The following is an 18,298-nucleotide window of genomic DNA, read 5'->3' as shown; positions in this document are numbered from 1 at the left end:
CCTACAATTATCTAGTTCCTTCGTTTTTGATCTCACTATGATTCTTATACAAACCAGTTGCAGTTAGAGACGGTGCTCTAAGGTGTCCAGTGTATTGTGTATAAGTAGTGCTACCGCTAACGATAGAAGATTGGCATTTGTCAAGACCACCAGCACGGTTGTATCCACAAGAAGAATGGTATGCAACTGCATAGTCATCTTCTCCAGGAAGGATTGCAGAAGGTCCAAATGCACCTTTGTAACCTGGTACATGGTGGATCTGAATTCCAGCCGTATTGTTATGGTTAAACGCACCACGCGCTGTGGATACGATGAGAGATTTGTCCATTGCGTTTCCACCAAAGCCGAATGTAGCACCGTTGAGAGCTGATGCCAGTTCCGATCCACCAGAAGCAGCTGCGAGAGCAGTTACTTTTGTAAGATTGAAACCTTTAGAGGACGCAGTGGATCCCAAATTTGCCAACCAAAACTCAATCGCATAACAGCCCGCAGAGTGGCATACGATTTTGCAAGAGTTTGCCCCTTTGCAATAGTTCGTAAGTCCTGTGGAAATGTTAGTTTGTGCGCGAGCAGATCCGTATGTTCTTGGGTCAGAAGTTCCATCATATCCGATGAAAATTTTGGATCCAGAAACAGTATTCGCAGAGGTTCCCCAGTACGAATTTACGTCTGTTGTTCCCACACCATTGTGGTTTTTGTCCGACTTTCCGTGGATGAACACGGTGTAGGTTTGTGCACTGAGTGATCCTGCTAAGAGGAACGCTAGTATTGTTGTGATTGTGCTTCGCATTGTTTTTCCCTTTCCTGATTTTCTTTCTTTAGACACAAATTCCATAAATAAGTCAAATGTGTCAATTTGTATTGTATTTGGGCAAAAAAAAGACCAGCCGAAATGGCTGGTCTTTTGGTCCTACCAAAGATTGGTAAGATTAGGAGTAGAATCCGATCCTATCGGTATCCTTCTCCTTTGAGTTGTCCATGGTCAAGGTAAAGACCAGTAGAAGAAACAGAAGGAGCTCTGTAGTGGCCACTGTATTGTGTGTATGTTACATTGGAGTTGAAAGGCCAAATCCCTTCACTTTGAGTGAGAGAAGATTGGCATTTATTGAGTCCACCCGCTTTGTTGTATCCGCAGGAAGAGTGATACGCTACAGCATAGTCATCTTCTCCAGGAAGGATTGCAGAAGCTCCAATTAAACCTTTGTAACCAGGTACGTGGTTCACAGCAACACCAGCAGTGTTGTTATGGTTGAATGCTCCGCGTGCAGTAGAAACGATGAGTGACTTGTCCATTGCGTTTCCAGCGAAACCAAAAGTAATTCCGTTAAGTGCGGAAGCAAGTTCTGATCCACCAGAAGCAGCAGCTAGTGCAGTTACACCAGTAAGGTTAAAACCTTTAGAGGATGCAGTAGAACCTAAATTGGATAACCAATACTCAATCGCATAACAACCTGCAGAATGGCATACAATTTTACAAGAGTTTGCACCTTTACAGTAGTTTGTTAAACCTGTCGCAATGTTTGTTTGTGCGCGAGCAGATCCGTATGTTCTTGGGTCAGAAGTTCCATCGTATCCGATGAAAATTTTAGATCCAGAAACTGAACTAGTGGAAGAACCCCAGTACGAATTTACGTCTGTTGTTCCCACGCCATTGTGGTTTTTGTCCGATTTACCGTGAATGAACACGGTATAGGTTTGTGCACTAAGCGATCCTGCAACGAGGAACGCAAGTATTGTTGTGATTGAGCTACGCATCTCTTTTTTCCTTTTCCTTTCTATCAATGATTCCTAAATTTATCTCCAACCTTCTGTTTTGATCTGACCATGGTCTAGATACAATCCAGTGGAAGAAACTGAAGGGGCACGGTAGTGACCACTGTATTGGTTATATGTTTTGTTCGAACCAAATGGCCATAATCCTTCATATTGTGTAAGAGAAGATTGGCATTTGTTTAAACCACCTGCACGGTTGTAACCACAAGAAGAGTGGTAAGCAACAGCGTAATCATCTTCACCAGGAAGGATGGCAGAAGCTCCGAACATACCTTTGTAACCAGGGACATGATTCACTGCAACACCAGCCGTATTATTATGGTTAAATGCACCACGAGCAGTTGTTACGATGAGTGATTTGTCCATTGCATTTCCACCAAAACCGAAAGTGATTCCGTTCAATGCGTTTGCAAGTTCCGATCCGCCAGAGGCAGCAGCAAGTGCAGTCACTTTTGTGAGGTTAAAACCTTTCGAAGAAGCAGTAGAACCTAAATTAGATAACCAATATTCAATTGCATAACATCCAGCCGAGTGGCATACGATTTTGCAAGAGTTTGCCCCTTTGCAATAGTTAGTAAGTCCTGTGGAAATATTTGTTTGGGCACGAGAAGAACCGTAGGATCTAGGATCAGTTGTTCCATCGTATCCAATGAAAATGCGAGTTCCGCCTACGGAATTCACAGAAGAACCCCAATACCCGTTCACATCAGTGGTTCCCACACCGTTATGGTTTTTGTCTGATTTTCCGTGTATGAACACAGTGTAAGTTTGTGCGCTGAGTGACCCTGCTAGGAGCAAAGTTGTGATGGCTGTGAGGAGAGTTCGCATGGTATTTTCCTATTCCCGTTTGATGTTTCTCTTGTTGTATAAGTTTGGCAAAAGATTGACAAGAATTTTTTTGACCAATTTAGACAAAATTTTAACATAATTTTGCCATTGTCGCTGGTTTCATGACAAAACTACCTGAGAAATCCTAGGAATTTGCTAGGGGGAGGTGGATGGTGAAGAGGGTTTTCCCTGGTTGGCTTTGGACTTGGATTTTCCCTTGGTGGTTTTCGATGATTTTTTGGACGATAGACAATCCGAGTCCGGTGCCCATTCCCAACTCTTTTGTTGTGAAAAATGGTTCAAAGATCCGAGGTAAGATGTCTTCGGGAATTCCCTTTCCATTATCTTCGATTTGTATTACAGCTTCAGAATTGGTAGTTTTGAGACTGATGGAAATTTTGCCGTTTTCACTAGGACAGGCTTGGAAAGAATTATAGACCAAATTGGTCCATACTTGTACAAGTTCGTCTGCATGCCCATATACGAGTGGGTCTCCTTCACAATTCCATTCTAACTCCACATGGGGTTTCCAACTTTTGGAATACATACTTAAAACTGACTCAATGCCTTCTCTCAGAGATAATTCTTTTTGGTTGTCTTTAGGCCCTTGGTACGAGTGGTGTTTTAAGGCGAATACGATTTTTGAGGCACGTTCGACTGCAGTTTCAATGATTCCTAAATGGAATCGGATCACGTGTTCATTGAGTCTTGATTGGAAGGCTTCGATTCCTTCTTTGGATTCAAATATAAATAAATAATGAGATGGTATCTCTTCCATATGAAAATCGAAACAGGTATCGGCAAGAGAGATTGGATCAGGAACTTGTTTTGCTCTAAAAAAGTTTGTGAGTTCTCGTTTTCGTTTGAATCTGGATGTGACTTCCGAACGTTTTTGATTTTTGAAACTTTCAATGAGTGAATCTGCTTGGACCTCTAATGGAGAACGTTGGTCGGAATCATCGGAAAATTGACTATCCTTTATGAATTGGATACTCCCTTTGATGGCAGCGAGTGGGTTGTTGATTTCATGTGCTACACTTGCAGCGATTTTACCCAAAGTGGACATTCTTTCTGCATGTAACAGTTGTTCCTGGGTATCACGTAATTCTAAGATTGTATTATTGAGAGATACAGTTCTTTCTTCAATTTTTTGTTCGAGTTGGAATCTTGCTTCCCTAACGATCGAAATCATTTCATTAAAACTTTTTGATAGTTCGCCAATTTCATCTTTACTGGAAACTTCTACTGAAACAAATAAATCACCTGATTGCATCCTTCTGATTCCAGAAAGAAGTCTCGTTAAAGGGAAAACGATACTAGTTTTATGTAGTACCGGGTATAACATAAAGATTGTGAAAATCGAAAAAAGTAGCGTTATGATTAACCATACAACAGTTTGGTGAACCTTTTCTCTGTACTCAATGTAAGGGATTGCGACTAAAAAGTGATGGTTTTTCGCGAAAAAATCAGAAGTCCAATAAATTCCAGTAGGATCATTGTTGAATGTATCCACTTTGAAAAATTCATAGGAAGGAATTCTGTTCTGTAAGGTTTCAATTTGATTTTCTGAGAATTCAATTTTATTGATGCGAAAGTTTTTTTCCTGCATGTCAATGACGAGGTCAGATAAATATACAAAAGGATAAATGTTTCCAAGTTCCAATTGAGTTTTGATATTATGTTTTTCTCGACTCATTTCATTTTGAATGTCGATACGGAAACGATTGAACAAAAAATTTGCAACAATCGAAAGTATGAGATACAAAATTGTTAGATTAAAAGTCATAATCTTGAATCCAACAGTTGAAGGAACAGTGTCTTGATTGAGTGAAACCAAAACAAGAATGGTCATGATGATGATTGTAAGATTGGTCAGAACAAATAAATAAGTAGGTTTACTTACATAATTGAGATCAACAAGAATGTCAGCAAATGCTAAAGAAAGGATTCCTAAGATTGCTAAGATAAATCCACCAGTTGCTCTTTTTTTGGATCCATCTAATCGTTTGTATTTTGCAAATAGAGCAGCTAAGGTATTCACTAGAACCAAACAAAGAACAATCGCAATGGACAAAATGGAAAATTGGATCAACGTGTTTTCTGACGATTGAACGGGAACATAAAATTCCATTTTGGGATCAAAACGAATTTCGCGAAAAAAGAAACCGATTCCATTCCACAAACCTGCAACGATAGCAAGTCCTGTTTGGATTCGCAAACTCCATTTACGCCAACGTGGGAATAAGTCTTTTTGGAACCGAAATGCTAACTCAGAAGTAGATACACCCAGGACGAGAATGGCAGGATTTTTTAGAAAAACAAATACGTAGGCTGTAAGGTGGTGTAAGAACGAATTACAAATCGACCAAGCAATGGACCAATAAAACAAACTGAGTAAAGGGATGAGTAATCCTCTAAAACTAGGGGTCAGGTCCTCTTTTCTCGAACGAAAGTAAATATAGGCAATCCCACTGACCAAACTGAGTCCGAAATAGAAGAAACTGTAAAGGTTGAGAGTTGGTGCCAAGCCTTTCCAGAAATGCGAGCGAAGAATCTTTCGGCAAGCATTTCCCATTTGTCCGTTTTTTCCGTTGTGCATCGCACAAATTCCCCTTGCCACCAGAGAGTGGTGCCAGACACTGGCCTTATTGTGCATTGCACAATAAGGAGACACTCAGTCACCATGCGAAAACAATCCAATTTCTTCCATAAAATCGCTGTATTTGGTTTGGGTTTGGTCTTTCTCTTCGAATCGTACGGGAAAATCAACCCTTCAGGAAACAGTCCAAGTGATCTTTCCGCAAGGGTAAAATTACATTCCCTCGTTGCGAAAAACCGACCCGGTCTTTCCAAAAAGGAACAAAAGGACTTGGTCACAGTGATTGAAAGGGCTTCTTACCACATTCGATTCCCAAAAGAGAAAGTCACTACTGCAAAAGAACCAATGGACAAATTGGGGTTTTTGGTTGGCCTCATCCAAACGGAATCACAATTCAATACTCGAGCAAAATCACATAAAGGTGCTATTGGCCTTATGCAAGTGATGCCGGAAACGGCGAAGTGGCTTGCAAATAAAGAAGGAATCCCGTTTCATTCGGAAAAAGATCTTTTGGAACCTGAAACAAATTTAATATTAGGTGTTCTTTATTTAAATTATCTAATGGAACGCACTGAATCTCTCGAAGCTGCATTGTTATCTTATAATGCTGGTTTAGGTGGATACAAACGTTTTGGTGGTGTTCCTTCTTATTCACGAACAGTATACAAATACTATGAAGAATGGAAACAGATGCCTATTCCGACTGAAATTCCGATTTCTGAATCAATCGCGAGTCTCTTTTCCATTTAAATTTTACTTTACATCGTTTCAAAACCGACAAGGCTCTTAACCGTTTTATTAAAGATAAGGAAGGGAGCGTATGGATTTATTTCGTAGATACGGTGTGTATCTAACTGTTGTTATACTAGTATTAGTAGGTTTGATCTTTTATTTCGTTAAGGATGGTTTCGGTTCTGACCAAGAAGCAAAAGAGAAAGCAAGACAAGAAAGAATGGCAAGAAATTCGGATCCAACGCAAGGAAATGAATCAGGTGGAGAAGGTGGTGATGGAGGAGAAGGGATTCCTGATGACGGAGCAACTCCTGAATATATATTAGAAAAATACTTAGAATGGGCTGAATACCCACCCTTCTCAAGACCAATGTCAATTCTCAATCATGATTTAGCGTTCCCATTCATCATTGAAACATCCCCAGATTATACAATCGATGCAAAAACGAACGAACCAACAGGTTATGTATGTTTATTCCAACCAAAAACATGGGCAGTGATTGGAAATAAGGATATGATGTATGTTACACTCGAATGTCGAGATAAAGCAAGGAATCGTGTAAAAGTTTCTATTGATTCACACCAAGTTTTCAAAGAGTGGGAAGGACAACGATTTGGTGTGGTGAGTGCATCAGTTAACGATAGTGGAACCGATGGTGACCAAACAAGAGGTGATAACATTCATACATTCTCATGGAAACCACAAAAAGCTGATTGGGGACAAATGTCTCTTGTAGCTGAAATTACATATGGTCCTGAAAATTTAAAAACAACATTAACTTCTAGTTTTTTTTCCAGTCCTTCCATTCCTGCAGAGTTTAATGGAGTTTTTTCGGACTCACTCCAAGATGGGTCTCTCATTGTAAGAGCAGTAGTCAATGTATACAAAAAAGGAAAATACCATTTAGAAGCCAATTTAAAGGATGAAAAGAATGGTGAATACATCGCCTATGCAGTGTATGACGGTGATCTTGTTTCTGGATCAAATGAAGTAGAATTTACTTTTTTTGGGAAAATCCTACGTGATAAAGACTTAGATGGACCTTACCTTGCTACTTCTTTTAGAGGGCATCGAGTCAATTTGCCGATTGATCCTGATTGGTTTAACCAAGGCGCAGAAGGTTTACGTAAAATCCAGGCAGCAAAAACAACAGAACCTGATCGTGAATTAGTTCTCCCTTACAAAGATGAATACAAAACCAAATACTATAAAGTTGAATCTTTTTCCAATGCGGCTTGGGACTCAGCTGATAAACAAAACCGAATTCGTCAAATTAAAGCACTACAATAAAGTATGATACATTCAATTAAAAAATTCATTCACAAGAGACCATTCCTCAGTCTCTTGTTTCTTTTTATCCTAACTTTACCGATTACCTTACATTTCCTGTTTTGGGGACTTGTTTCTTTAAAAGCTCCCAGGTACCAAGGTGAAATTCGTTCCGAAAAGTTAACTGCAAAAGCAACAGTCATTCGAGACGAAGTGGGAATTCCACATATTGTTGGTGAGGATGCAAAGTCCGCATATTTTGCGTTAGGTTTTACCATGGCGCAGGATCGGATTTTCCAAATGGAATTACAGAGAAGGATTGGGAAAGGTGAACTCACTGAAATTTTTGGTGAAAAACTCATCCCATCCGATCAATTTTTAAAATCGTTATTATTGAAACAAACTGCGGAAAACTACGCCAATCAAACAAAACACATTTATCCAGAAGCTTGGGAACAATTGGATTGGTTTTTGGAAGGTGTAAATCATTTCTTAGAAACTGAACCATTACCCATTGAATACACAATCCTTGGGATCAAACCTCGACCTTTTGACCGGGTGGATGCGATTTCGTTCTTATTTTATATGGGATTTTCATTTGCAGAAGGGATTAAATCTGATAGTTTGTATTCTATCATGGAATCTGAGTTAGTTGGTAGATCGGCTAGCGAATTATTTCCAAGGTATGATTTTGAACCAAATGCCTCCATTTTGGAATCCCAACCTGGTGTTAAAAAATTAACATCAAATCTTCCGGTTCCAAACCTAAATCCAAAGTATGAAATAAAAGGCCGTGATATTAAAAGTTCACTCACACAAGTAAACAAAGATATCACCAACTTAAAGCAATTGGTAACGTTTGTGAGTTCACTAAACCTCCCGATTGAACCATTAGAAGGTAGTAATTCGTGGCTTGTTGGTCCCAGTCGTTCTGCGAGTGGTGGTGCAGTTCTTGCCAATGACCCACATATTGCTTTATCCAATCCAGGTGCTTGGTATGAAGCGTATATCGAATACCCAGGTTACGAAAACTATGGTTACTTTTTGTCCATTATTCCTTTTCCACTCATTGCTCATAATAGGGACAAGGCATGGGGTTTAACCATGCTCGAACAAGATGATGTGAATTTGTATATGGAAACCATTGAAGCTGGTAAATATAAGTCAGGTTCCAATTGGAAAGAATTAACTTATTATAAAGATGAGATCAAACAAAAAGATGGAACTAAAATTCCGTATGAAGTTGCGATCACAAACCACGGGCCAATCATCACCGAACACATAAAAGGTTATAAAGGTAGGCCAGTTAGTTTGTACTGGGCACATCACCATCTAGACAATCCACTCTTAGATGTTTTGTATAAGATGGGTAAATCAAAGTCATTTCAAGAATTGGATTCTGCCTCCTCTATGATTGGAGCACCGGGCCTCAATTTTAGTTACGCAGATAAAGCAGGGAACATTGCCTATTATGCAGTGGGAAGATTCCCAATCCTAAAATCTGGAAATCCAAGAAAAATTTTAGAAGGTTCGACAGGTGAAAATGATGTGATAGGTTATGTTCCGTCTAAGGACAATCCTAAGATCATCAATCCCAAAAATGGGATCATAGTCACGGCCAATAACCTCGTCACAAGTGGAAAATTACCTGGACTTGGTAAACCTGAAGGAAATTGGCAACCACCAGATCGTTTTCAACGGTTAGTTGGAATTCTTGAAACCCAAGAAAAATGGAGTTTGGAAGAACTAGCAGCCATTCAAAATGATACAGTTTCTTCTTTTGCACCAGAATACTTAGAGATTTTGTTTTCTTCCGTGAAGGAACCAAAAACGTTAGGTGGCAAAAAAGTTTTAGAAATCCTTAAAAATTGGAATTTTGAACATTTTCCAGAGTCCCAAGGGGCAGCTGTGTATGATGTTTTCTTTTACATCACAATGAAAGAACTTCTCATAGATGAAATGGGACCTGAACACTTCGAACTGTATGGGGACATGGCAGAGTATTGGAATGCGTACCGTCGATTCATCCGTAATCCAAATTCAAATTATTGGGATGACCTTCGAACAGTAGAAACCTTGGAAACAAGAACTGATATCTTAAATCGTTCCATTGAACTAACTGCCAGATATTTGGAAAAAAATGTTTCTGCCTCACCAAGTCTTTGGAAATGGAAATATTTATACAAAATCAAACACCCTCATCCACTAGGCGTTTTACCATTGATAGGTGGTGTTTTTAATATTGGTCCCTTACCAAGTGCTGGTGGAGCCGAAGTTGTAAATAATTTAAAATACAAACTGATGAAAGAGGATTGGACTGCTATGGCAGGACCTTCCAAACGTAGGGTCATTGATTACGGAAGGTTCGATGAGTCAGTGACACAACTTCCGATTGGGAATAGTGGGAATTTAGGAAGTCCTTTTTATGGAAATCTTGTGGATGATTATATCAATGGGGTCCACAGAAAAATCCTATATTCGAAAAGCCAAGTGGGGGATGGCAAGTATCGTTTAGAATTCCAACCCAAATAAGAGATTTTTCCCTACCCATCTGGGTAGGGATTCAATTTTCTACTCTTCCCATTTTTGTTTTGGTCGATTCTTAGAGTAGATGGTTCGGCACTTCATTTTTCCATTTTTATTCGTATCGTTTCTGTTTGCACAGTCACCATCTGATCGAATGGCATTTGCTTTTCGTAGCCAATCCTCTTTAGATCCACTTCGTATGATTGTTGTGGGGGAAGTAGTTGGGATTGAAAAAGCAAGTTTTTACGAAGTCGATAAACTTTCACAAGAATTAGAAGTCGATACAAGACCGGACACAGTCACAATCAAGGTGGCAGATCCAAAAGGCATTCGAGTTGGCCAAACCCTCTATTTACTCGAGAAAAACCAAGACCACAAAACGTTCCGTGATGCTAACATCGTCGGAATGATCACTGTCAAATCCGTTTACCTCACTACTTTTTTTGGATGGCAGGTGCGCGGAGAAGGTTACCTTCGTTTGATCGAAGATAGGCCAGTAACAGCTGCTAGAATGCTCGATACGACTAAGTATGAAGAAGCCTTTATCGCAAAAAAACAAGGTGATCATTATTTTGCCAAAGGCCAAATGGATGAAGCACTTCGTAAATACAAACATGCTGTTTCTTTGGACCAAAGTTCACCTGATTTACATTATGCGTTAGGAAAAGCCCATTGGAAAGATGGAGAAGGGTATGTATCAACTGCCTTTGAATATTCCATGGCTTGGAAAAATAGAGAACGATTTTCGAATCCCCAAGAACGTTTGTTATTCCTTGTAGACTATTTACGGTTTTTGACTTTTTATTTCAAAGTGGAAGGGAAAGAAAATAAAAAACAATTAGAACTGATGCCACAGGTAGCAAAAGAAGCACGTACATTATATCCAAAAATATACGAAGTTTGGTTGTATAGTTTTGAAGTGACTTACTTAAGTTTATTACATACAAATTTAGCTGGGAATACAGTTGATCTTCGCAAAACAAGGGATGAACTTGCCAGTCGTTCAGAAGAATTTTTGAACAAAGCTTACTCTCTTAGAAAATCTGACTATTACCTACATAAATTAGCATGTGAGTTTTACAATTTACGTTGGAAAGAAACAAGAGGAACCAATGAAGAAACCACATATCGATCCAAACTTGTAGAACACGGTAAACTTTTGCGATTGTATTATACTGGCGAAACTACCTTGTCGGAAGATTTACTCAATGCAATTCGTCTTGCTGAAAAACAATCTGGATTACTCTGAAAGTATTTTCATACTTTTTTCAAATAAATAAGATTCTAAAAACAACATATCGTCTGGTGCTGAGCTAAAATAGTTCACACCTAGGTGGTAGTGATCTCCTTTATCTAAAAAACGAATGATTTCACCCCTTAGGATCATGGTCCTTTCTTTATTTAATGGGATAAACATTTTGATGATATTGTGTCGTTTTAAATAATGAAACAATCGTTTGTCATAGATTTCAAAAAGTAAACCATCCAATGATATATCGACAACTTTGGTTGTGGATTGCATGGTTTCATAACTTCCATACTGAATCGCAATTTTTGTGAATACATAGCTGATGATTTCAGCCAATTCAAAAATATAAATGGCTTGGTTTTGTGAAATTGTAAATCGTTCCATTGCAGTGGAATATACTTTAATATAACCCACAACATCTTCGTACAATCGGATTGGTGTAATGATATAAGAAACATAGAAATTTCTGGATTCGTGTTTTCTCATGGATTCAAAAAAATCCAAAGCAAATTCATCGCCTAATTCCTTTGCCATCTCCTTGTGTTCCGAAAAATAATTAAATAACACATCATCTTTTGGCTCATTGATATAAGAGGTGATCCGATTACAATCAGGGATGTAGATTGTTTTCCCGGTGCGAAGAATTGTTTTTTTAGTAAAATCATCAAATTCGTTTAATTTTTCATCTTCTTTGTAAAAATGAATTTCATAGTCTTTGGAAATTCTTTCGATTGCCTCAGTTAACATAATATTGATGAGTTTACTGTCAGGTCTATCTTTTCGTACTTCCTTCATTAGGTGAGGGAACCTGCTTTCTGCATAAAGGTTTTTCCCAACTTCCCTTGACCCTCCAGACAAACTTCGAAAGAGAATGATAAAATTCATGAACAAATCATCTACGGGGATCCGTTTATTCGTTCTTAGCTGGTATGATTGCAACTCCGTTGGAGTTTTGATGACAATTTGGTCTTTTTGGATATCAAGGATGACAACTTCAAACTGATAATTGATGTTCATTACCTCAAATCGAACGCGGGCTCTGCGGGAACCTTTTTCGACGAGGTCAGGGATCATGAGAGTGACTGTATGAGCTTCAATTTCCTCAACGGCAGCGACTAAGTTATCCTCTTCATAGATAAATTCAAACTCTCTGTTGTCAGCTTTTAAGTAATAAAAGAGGTGTTTAACAATATTGACATCGGATCCAATAATCGTCTCATCGAATAACGATTCTAAAATCGTGATGAGTTCCTGCATCGAATCTGTTCTACCGATTGCCATACTAAAATTATCGATTTTTAGAGGTCCAAAACTGATTTTCTGGTAGAGAAAATATGCCAGAAAACGACAGAATCCGCCGAAATGGGAAGTATATGGAACTAACTCTCCCCAAACATGTAAATCCTGAGCTGATGCCAATGATCCGACAAGGACTCCTAAGTCCTGAAAAGGTAGCCATTCTGTCGGAACTGCATTCCATAGTGGAACGATTTGCAGGGTGTTTGTATACTGATGAAGAGGCCCAAAAGAAAATTTTGGAAAAAACTGGATCTCTCCCTGATCTCATCACATGGGGTGATTATTTCCAAACAGAAGTTGCATCCCGTTATTACTTAGAATCTGAAGATTCACTTCGCAGGATCATCGATACAATCCGATTTGATTTGATTTCTTCCCATTTGATTTTTTCTGGAAAACCAGACCACTACAAAGACAAAATCAGAGCTGATGTTTTGTTTAGCAAAGGCATAGACTCAGTTTTACCAAATCAAAATTTGGAAAGCCAACACTTAGAAATTTTACTCAATTACTTTGAAAATATGGAAATTGGGAATAAACCTTTATCTTTACAAGATAAAGCCTGGTACGAATCCTTTCAGATAGATGAAATCGCGATTTGAAGCCAAAGAGTATGAATTCCTAGAAATAGAATCCCGTGAAACAGAAGATGGAACCATCCTTTCCATCTTCTTAAACAATCCTTCTTCCCGTAATTCCATGACATGGAAAATGGGAGAAGAGTTTTCCCATCTCATCCATTCCATACGCAAACAAAAAAAATTACCGAGAGCCGTTATCATCTCTGGTCGAAATGACGTGTTCTGCGCAGGTGGTGATTTGAATTTATTACGATCATTTTCAGAGAAAAGTTTTTCACAAAACAGACGTGATATGAGAAAGTTCTATGGTTTCTTTTTATCTGTGCGAAAACTTCCTGTTCCTGTCATTGCTGCCGTGAATGGACATGCAATTGGTGCAGGTCTTTCCTTAACGTTTGGATGTGACTTACGTATTTTTGCAAGTGATGGGAAGTATTCGTTTAATTTTGTCCGTTTGGGGATCCACCCAGGGATGGGATCGAGTTTCCTTGCCCCGGAACTTTTGGGAAAAAGTTTAGGTGGTAGGTTACTGCTAACTGGTGAAACGTTTAACGGGGAGATGGCTAAGGAGTGGGGGCTTGCATTAGATGCCGTTCCCAAAACATCTGTGTATGAACGTGCTATGGAACTTGCCCTATCCTTATCAAAAGCCGCTCCTCTTGCCTTACAAGAACTCAAACAAAATTTGTACTCCTGGAAACAGTTGGATTCGGCATTGAAAAAAGAAGCAGAATCACAAGCGCGAAACTTTATCTCAGATGACTTTAAAGAGACCATCCAGAGTATTATAGAAAAACGAGATCCTAAGTTTAAGGGTAAATAAAATTTTAGAAAGTTTCTAAAATTTTGTCTCGACAAGCGACTGGTAAGGGGTTACATAAAAGTTTGATGTCTGACCTTCCACTCAATCCTGATTGTTTTTTATGTGATTATAAAAATCATAATGTGCTCCATTGTGCTGCCCATGAAACAATTGAAAGAATCAATGCAGGGAAAGATTTTACGATTTTCCCTCGTGGCAAACATCTCGTCACTGCCGGTGTAAAAGCCGAAGGATTTTTTTTCATCAAATCAGGACTCGTTCGCAGTTATGTGCAACTTGCCAGTGGCAAAGAACAAACACTTCGTTTGAGTGGCCCTGGCGATTGGGTCGGATTTCGTGATTGTATTTCCGATTCCATTTCCCACCACAATGTTGTTGCGGTTGAAGACACTCATGCTTGTTACATCACAGGAGCTCTCATCGATGCTCTTGTCAAAGATGATAGTAATTTCCAAAAAGAAGTATTCCGTCAAATGGCCAAAGAGTGGCGTGAGATGGAAGAACATGTGGTCTCTCTTGGAACCAAACAAGTCCATGAAAAATTAGCAGAGATCCTCATCGTCTTAGACAATGCACAAGGAAGAAAAAACCATGTGGAATTAAAAGTCACAAGGGACGTTCTTGCGACTTTCATTGGTACAAAAACGGAAACCTTGGTGCGTGCCCTTTCGGATCTCAAAGCCAGAGAATTTATCTCTGTCGACAAAAACCGCATCGACATTCTGAACAGAGATGCATTGTATTCTCTCTCAAAAATTGCCTAAATTTTTATCACAGCTATTAAGCAAGTGCCATGGATTTCCGATGGTAGAAGTGATTGATAATCAAGGTAGGGTCTGTTGCCTGATTTTACCTTAAATCACTCCCGGGGGGCTTCCGAAAGGATTCCCCCTTTTTTTATTTCCCTTGTTTCTTTCCCTAGACTCTAAATTTTGGAAGTACCATGAGTAGAAATCGAAGCCAGGGCCCTAGTTTGTTCGGGAATCCGATCCTTCATCCATTGAATGTCATTTTAATCCTCAATTGTGTTATCTTTTTTTTACAATACTTCGCAAACCAACAATTGATCTTTCGATTTGGACTCACTCCTGACTTCGTACTTAGTGGCGAAATTTGGCAAATTCTAACCTATGGATTTTTACATGAGGTTGGATTATTACCAATCCATCTTTTGTTTAATATGTATGCTATGTACATGTTAGGAAGTAATATCATTCCGATCATTGGGAAAACTAAGTTTATCATATTATATTTTTTATCACAGATTGGTGCGGGTATTTTTGTAGTTGGTTCCGCATATTTAAACTTTATGTTAGGTGGTGGAATTTCCATATTAGAGTCCATGACCTCACAAACAATTGGTGCGTCGGGTGCAGTCTTCGGCTTACTCGCGTTATTTGGTTTGTTTTATCCGAATGCAGAATTATTATTATTCATTTTCCCGGTGAAGGCTAAAAATGCTGTTTGGGTATCACTTGTGATTGGGTATTTGATTTCCCAATTTGGAAATGCACCCATTTCGAATACCTGCCATTTGGGCGGAGCCGTGACCGCATGGTTACTTGTGAAACTTTTTCCTAAACATTTTTTACCAACAACAATGCCATACCTTCCAGGAATGGAATGGGAATCACCAAGGCAATCTGAATCAGTCTCGCAACAAAAACCAAAAGTGGTGCCTGTGGAAGATTTGTTTTTGGACCAAAAAAAACTCAACGAAACTGTCTTACGCCAAATTGAAACCAAAAAAGATCGATCTTCGGTCATAAAATATTTACAACCATTACAAGTAGAAAACGCCAATATTTGCCCTCCCTCTACGTATAATACCGAAGATCCCATTTGTTTACGGTGTGAGTGGTTGCCAAATTGTGCCTTACGAAAGGTTCAGGAATAATTTTTCGTCTAATTCCTTGACACTCATTTGAGATGGGGATAATGAAACTATGCCTGAAGAAAAAAAGTCCTCTGTGGATGAGGTATTAAAACGCGAAAAATTAGCAAAAGACTTCGAAAAGGAAAAGCGAGTTTCCGAGCAGAAGGCAATCGAACAAGCAGCATCGAAACTGTCTTCACAAAGCCAAGTTGTCACTGAGACTTCTAAATCTTCCAAATTCATCACCAATATCGACATTGCCTTTTCTCAGGCAAAATCAGATTTGCGGTATTATTTTTTGAATGATGGCAATTATGCGGATGAATTCAAACGAATGTTTGTCGAAAACGAGGCGATTTTCAAACGGTATGGAATCACGAGCCAAAAGTATATGGAATACATTCGTGAATCCTTCGATCGATATAAAAAGATCCATGACATGATGCCACTCGATCCCATGAAACCTAAACATTTTAAATATGTGGAAGATTCGATTACTGAACTCATCCGAATGTTCAACCAAAGGTTTGGAAAATAGAGGGAAATTTCAGGAAAAAAGGAGCGGATTTCCCTAAAAAATTGAGAAGGATTTTTACCTGGTTTGTTAATCCCAATAGAGGGACATATTTGGACTCACGTTGGAAACGGATTTTGGTTTTTGTTTTGGTCGCATTGGTTTATTGTTTTTGGGTATTTATTGGTTATAATTTGGTAGGTGTTTTGAGCCTCGCATCCTAAATCGTTTACATTCTCTCTTGACATCAGGGTTTTCTACCAAACATGCTTAGGAATATGGTGGAATCCAGAAAAACATCCGAAACGGACATCCGCTTGGACCTAAACCTCCGAGGCAGTGGTGTTTATTCATTCGATACAGAAATCCCTTTTTTTGAGCATATGCTCTCGCATATAGCCAAACACGGTCTCATTGACATGGACTTAAAACTTCGTGGGGACATTGGTATTGATTGCCACCATTCCGTGGAAGACACAGCCATTTTACTTGGACAAATGATCCATAACCAACTCGGGGACAAAAAAGGAATCTTTCGGTATGGAAATTTCACCCTTCCGATGGATGAAGTTTTGACAACTGTGGCAGTTGACTTAGGTGGAAGATTTTATTTTAAATATACTGGACCCGCACTAGATGGGAAGTTTGGAATTTACGACGCCGAACTTACGTTAGAGTTTTTACAAAAACTAGCACTAAACGCAAAAATGAACCTCCATGTTGTGGTACATTATGGTGAAAACAGACACCACATCCACGAATCTATATTTAAGGCCTTGGGAAAAGCATTACGCCAAGCAATTTCGATTGATTCAGGTGCCAAAGACCAAATCCCTTCTACAAAGGGAATGCTAGAGTGATTGCAGTTTTAGATTTTGGAATGGGGAATATCCATTCCTTATTAAAAGCAGTTTCTTTATACACCGATGATTTTGTTTTTACTGACGATCCGGACAAAGTAAAATCGGCAGATAAAATCATTTTACCAGGTGATGGACATTTTGATAAAGCGATGCAAAACCTAAATGAGTTAGGATTTGTTTCTATCATCAAAGAACATGTCGCAGCTAAAAAATATTTATTTGGTATTTGTATCGGTTATCAAGTGTTATTTGAAGATTCAGATGAAACCAATAAAGTTGGTTCTACAATTCCTGGATTAGGACTTATCAGAGGCAAAATCAGAAAGTTTGAAGGTAAAGCCAATCTCAAAGTTCCTCATATGGGTTGGAACAAACTCTTTGATATCAAACAAAAGAACACAAAACTTTTAAAAGGAATTCCAAACGAATCCTTTATGTATTTTATTCATTCCTATAGACCAGTTGGTGTAGATAGGTTGGATATTACAGCTAACTGCCATTATTATGGAGAATCGTTCCCAGCAGTAGTCGAAAAGGAAACTATTTTTGGAACTCAATTCCATCCAGAAAAATCAGACAAAATTGGGCTTGGAATCCTTAAAAATTTTATCGAACTCTAATGTTAGTATTACCAGCAATTGACTTACTCGACAATGAAGCAGTCCGCCTATTACAGGGAGACTATGCTAAAAAAACGGTTTATTCTTCTTCCCCTGAAAAAATGATCCAAGTGTTTGAAAAACAGGGTGCAACTCTCATCCATATAGTGGATTTAAATGCAGCAAAAACTGGAAAATCAGAAAACGGAAAAACAATCAAAAAAATTAAAGAAGAATGCTCCGTCGAACTTGAGCTAGGTGGAGGAATTCGCTCTATCGAAAATATGAAATTCTATGATGGGCTCGGAGTTTCACGTTTTATTTTAGGCACTGTTGCTGTGGAAGATCCGAACGTTGTCGAAAAAGGTTTAGAAATGTTTGGGCAAAATAGGATTGTCATTGGCGTTGATGCTAAGAATGGTTATGTGAGAACGAAAGGTTGGGAAACCAATTCTGGAATTTTATATAAAGATTTTTTAAAGACGATGTATGGAATGGGAGTCCGCCATGTGATTTTCACTGACATATCCAAAGATGGAATGATGGAAGGGCCCAATACAGATGTGTACATTGAATTACTCAATGAATTTCCTGATTTACAATTGGTTGCTTCTGGTGGGGTTTCTAAAACTGAAGATTTGGTAACTTTATTTGAAAGAACGAATGGAAAATTGTTTGGAGCTATCACAGGTAAAGCCATTTATGAAGGAAAATTAGATCTAAAAGAAAGTATCAGGATTCTAAATCAAAAGAGGGAAAAGTAGAA

The 18,298-nt window shown here is 38.7% G+C and carries 17 protein-coding genes; 12 read left to right on the top strand and 5 right to left on the bottom strand.

The genetic code is table 11. The annotated features are described in order from the left end of the window. Positions 1-7 precede the first annotated feature (7 nt). From ND855_RS12325 to ND855_RS12310, 4 genes are all read right to left on the bottom strand, one after another. Positions 8-790, bottom strand: coding sequence for a hypothetical protein (locus ND855_RS12325; protein ID WP_265358574.1), 783 nt, complete (start codon positions 788-790; stop codon positions 8-10). Positions 791-948: 158 nt separating this feature from the next. Further along, on the bottom strand, positions 949-1,755 hold the full coding sequence (locus ND855_RS12320) for a hypothetical protein (RefSeq protein WP_265358573.1): 807 nt from the start codon (positions 1,753-1,755) through the stop codon (positions 949-951). Between the two features lie 39 nt (positions 1,756-1,794). Beyond that, the gene (locus tag ND855_RS12315) at positions 1,795-2,601 is read right to left on the bottom strand and encodes a hypothetical protein (protein WP_100716320.1); all 807 of its coding nucleotides are present in this window, start codon (positions 2,599-2,601) and stop codon (positions 1,795-1,797) included. Positions 2,602-2,746: 145 nt separating this feature from the next. Further along, a complete protein-coding gene (locus tag ND855_RS12310; RefSeq protein WP_265358572.1) occupies positions 2,747-5,128 on the bottom strand; it encodes a HAMP domain-containing sensor histidine kinase in 2,382 nt (793 codons plus the stop codon). 156 nt (positions 5,129-5,284) lie between these two features. Here ND855_RS12310 and ND855_RS12305 point away from each other — a divergent pair, with 156 nt between their 5' ends. From ND855_RS12305 to ND855_RS12290, 4 genes are all read left to right on the top strand, one after another. Then, on the top strand, positions 5,285-5,950 hold the full coding sequence (locus ND855_RS12305) for a lytic transglycosylase domain-containing protein (protein WP_265358571.1): 666 nt from the start codon (positions 5,285-5,287) through the stop codon (positions 5,948-5,950). 70 nt (positions 5,951-6,020) lie between these two features. Next, entirely contained in the window at positions 6,021-7,223 is a 1,203-nt protein-coding gene (locus tag ND855_RS12300; RefSeq protein ID WP_265358570.1) for a hypothetical protein, read from the top strand. A gap of 3 nt (positions 7,224-7,226) precedes the next feature. Further along, complete coding sequence (locus ND855_RS12295; RefSeq protein ID WP_265358569.1) at positions 7,227-9,734, top strand: penicillin acylase family protein; 2,508 nt, start codon at positions 7,227-7,229, stop codon at positions 9,732-9,734. A gap of 79 nt (positions 9,735-9,813) precedes the next feature. Next, positions 9,814-10,977 (top strand): tetratricopeptide repeat protein, encoded by a 1,164-nt coding sequence (locus ND855_RS12290; protein ID WP_265358568.1) that lies wholly within the window; start codon positions 9,814-9,816, stop codon positions 10,975-10,977. Here the strand turns inward: ND855_RS12290 and ND855_RS12285 are convergent. After that, positions 10,969-12,258: a DUF1577 domain-containing protein gene (locus tag ND855_RS12285; RefSeq protein WP_100726291.1), complete on the bottom strand. Its 1,290-nt coding sequence runs from the start codon at positions 12,256-12,258 to the stop codon at positions 10,969-10,971. The two genes, ND855_RS12290 and ND855_RS12285, sit on opposite strands and share 9 nt — an antisense overlap. Positions 12,259-12,350: 92 nt before the next feature. Here ND855_RS12285 and ND855_RS12280 point away from each other — a divergent pair, with 92 nt between their 5' ends. The 8 genes from ND855_RS12280 to hisA all read left to right on the top strand — a co-directional run bounded on the left by ND855_RS12280 (position 12,351) and on the right by hisA (position 18,296). Continuing rightward, positions 12,351-12,878, top strand: a complete 528-nt coding sequence (locus ND855_RS12280; protein ID WP_135593808.1) for a hypothetical protein — start codon at positions 12,351-12,353, stop codon at positions 12,876-12,878. Continuing rightward, complete coding sequence (locus ND855_RS12275) at positions 12,862-13,680, top strand: enoyl-CoA hydratase/isomerase family protein (RefSeq protein WP_265358567.1); 819 nt, start codon at positions 12,862-12,864, stop codon at positions 13,678-13,680. Before ND855_RS12280 ends, ND855_RS12275 begins: the two co-directional genes overlap by 17 nt. A gap of 65 nt (positions 13,681-13,745) precedes the next feature. Then, on the top strand, positions 13,746-14,444 hold the full coding sequence (locus ND855_RS12270) for a Crp/Fnr family transcriptional regulator (protein WP_100716327.1): 699 nt from the start codon (positions 13,746-13,748) through the stop codon (positions 14,442-14,444). 179 nt (positions 14,445-14,623) lie between these two features. Next, a complete protein-coding gene (locus tag ND855_RS12265; RefSeq protein ID WP_265358566.1) occupies positions 14,624-15,577 on the top strand; it encodes a rhomboid family intramembrane serine protease in 954 nt (317 codons plus the stop codon). Positions 15,578-15,626: 49 nt separating this feature from the next. Continuing rightward, positions 15,627-16,094 (top strand): LIC11177 family protein, encoded by a 468-nt coding sequence (locus ND855_RS12260; RefSeq protein ID WP_265358565.1) that lies wholly within the window; start codon positions 15,627-15,629, stop codon positions 16,092-16,094. Positions 16,095-16,348: 254 nt separating this feature from the next. Further along, complete coding sequence (gene hisB, locus ND855_RS12255; protein WP_265358564.1) at positions 16,349-16,930, top strand: imidazoleglycerol-phosphate dehydratase HisB; 582 nt, start codon at positions 16,349-16,351, stop codon at positions 16,928-16,930. Beyond that, the gene (hisH, locus tag ND855_RS12250) at positions 16,927-17,553 is read left to right on the top strand and encodes an imidazole glycerol phosphate synthase subunit HisH (protein WP_265358563.1); all 627 of its coding nucleotides are present in this window, start codon (positions 16,927-16,929) and stop codon (positions 17,551-17,553) included. The genes hisB and hisH overlap by 4 nt, the downstream gene beginning before the upstream one ends. Continuing rightward, complete coding sequence (hisA, locus tag ND855_RS12245) at positions 17,553-18,296, top strand: 1-(5-phosphoribosyl)-5-[(5-phosphoribosylamino)methylideneamino]imidazole-4-carboxamide isomerase (RefSeq protein ID WP_265358562.1); 744 nt, start codon at positions 17,553-17,555, stop codon at positions 18,294-18,296. The genes hisH and hisA overlap by 1 nt, the downstream gene beginning before the upstream one ends. The last annotated feature ends 2 nt before the right edge of the window (positions 18,297-18,298 follow it).

Origin of the sequence: Leptospira paudalimensis, assembly GCF_026151345.1 — a bacterium.
In the GTDB taxonomy this organism is placed as follows: Bacteria; Spirochaetota; Leptospiria; order Leptospirales; family Leptospiraceae; genus Leptospira_A; species Leptospira_A paudalimensis.
The sequence above is the reverse complement of the archived record's forward strand: the minus strand, read 5'-3'. Positions and strand labels throughout refer to the sequence as shown.

Coding starts and splice junctions, on each gene's coding strand:
- ND855_RS12325 (WP_265358574.1), bottom strand. CDS start 790: ATGCGAAGCACAATCACAACAATACTAGCGTTCCTCTTAGCAGGATCA.
- ND855_RS12320 (WP_265358573.1), bottom strand. CDS start 1,755: ATGCGTAGCTCAATCACAACAATACTTGCGTTCCTCGTTGCAGGATCG.
- ND855_RS12315 (WP_100716320.1), bottom strand. CDS start 2,601: ATGCGAACTCTCCTCACAGCCATCACAACTTTGCTCCTAGCAGGGTCA.
- ND855_RS12305 (WP_265358571.1), top strand. CDS start 5,285: ATGCGAAAACAATCCAATTTCTTCCATAAAATCGCTGTATTTGGTTTG.
- ND855_RS12300 (WP_265358570.1), top strand. CDS start 6,021: ATGGATTTATTTCGTAGATACGGTGTGTATCTAACTGTTGTTATACTA.
- ND855_RS12295 (WP_265358569.1), top strand. CDS start 7,227: ATGATACATTCAATTAAAAAATTCATTCACAAGAGACCATTCCTCAGT.
- ND855_RS12290 (WP_265358568.1), top strand. CDS start 9,814: ATGGTTCGGCACTTCATTTTTCCATTTTTATTCGTATCGTTTCTGTTT.
- ND855_RS12285 (WP_100726291.1), bottom strand. CDS start 12,258: ATGGCAATCGGTAGAACAGATTCGATGCAGGAACTCATCACGATTTTA.
- ND855_RS12280 (WP_135593808.1), top strand. CDS start 12,351: ATGGAACTAACTCTCCCCAAACATGTAAATCCTGAGCTGATGCCAATG.
- ND855_RS12275 (WP_265358567.1), top strand. CDS start 12,862: ATGAAATCGCGATTTGAAGCCAAAGAGTATGAATTCCTAGAAATAGAA.
- ND855_RS12270 (WP_100716327.1), top strand. CDS start 13,746: ATGTCTGACCTTCCACTCAATCCTGATTGTTTTTTATGTGATTATAAA.
- ND855_RS12265 (WP_265358566.1), top strand. CDS start 14,624: ATGAGTAGAAATCGAAGCCAGGGCCCTAGTTTGTTCGGGAATCCGATC.
- ND855_RS12260 (WP_265358565.1), top strand. CDS start 15,627: ATGCCTGAAGAAAAAAAGTCCTCTGTGGATGAGGTATTAAAACGCGAA.
- hisB (WP_265358564.1), top strand. CDS start 16,349: ATGGTGGAATCCAGAAAAACATCCGAAACGGACATCCGCTTGGACCTA.
- hisA (WP_265358562.1), top strand. CDS start 17,553: ATGTTAGTATTACCAGCAATTGACTTACTCGACAATGAAGCAGTCCGC.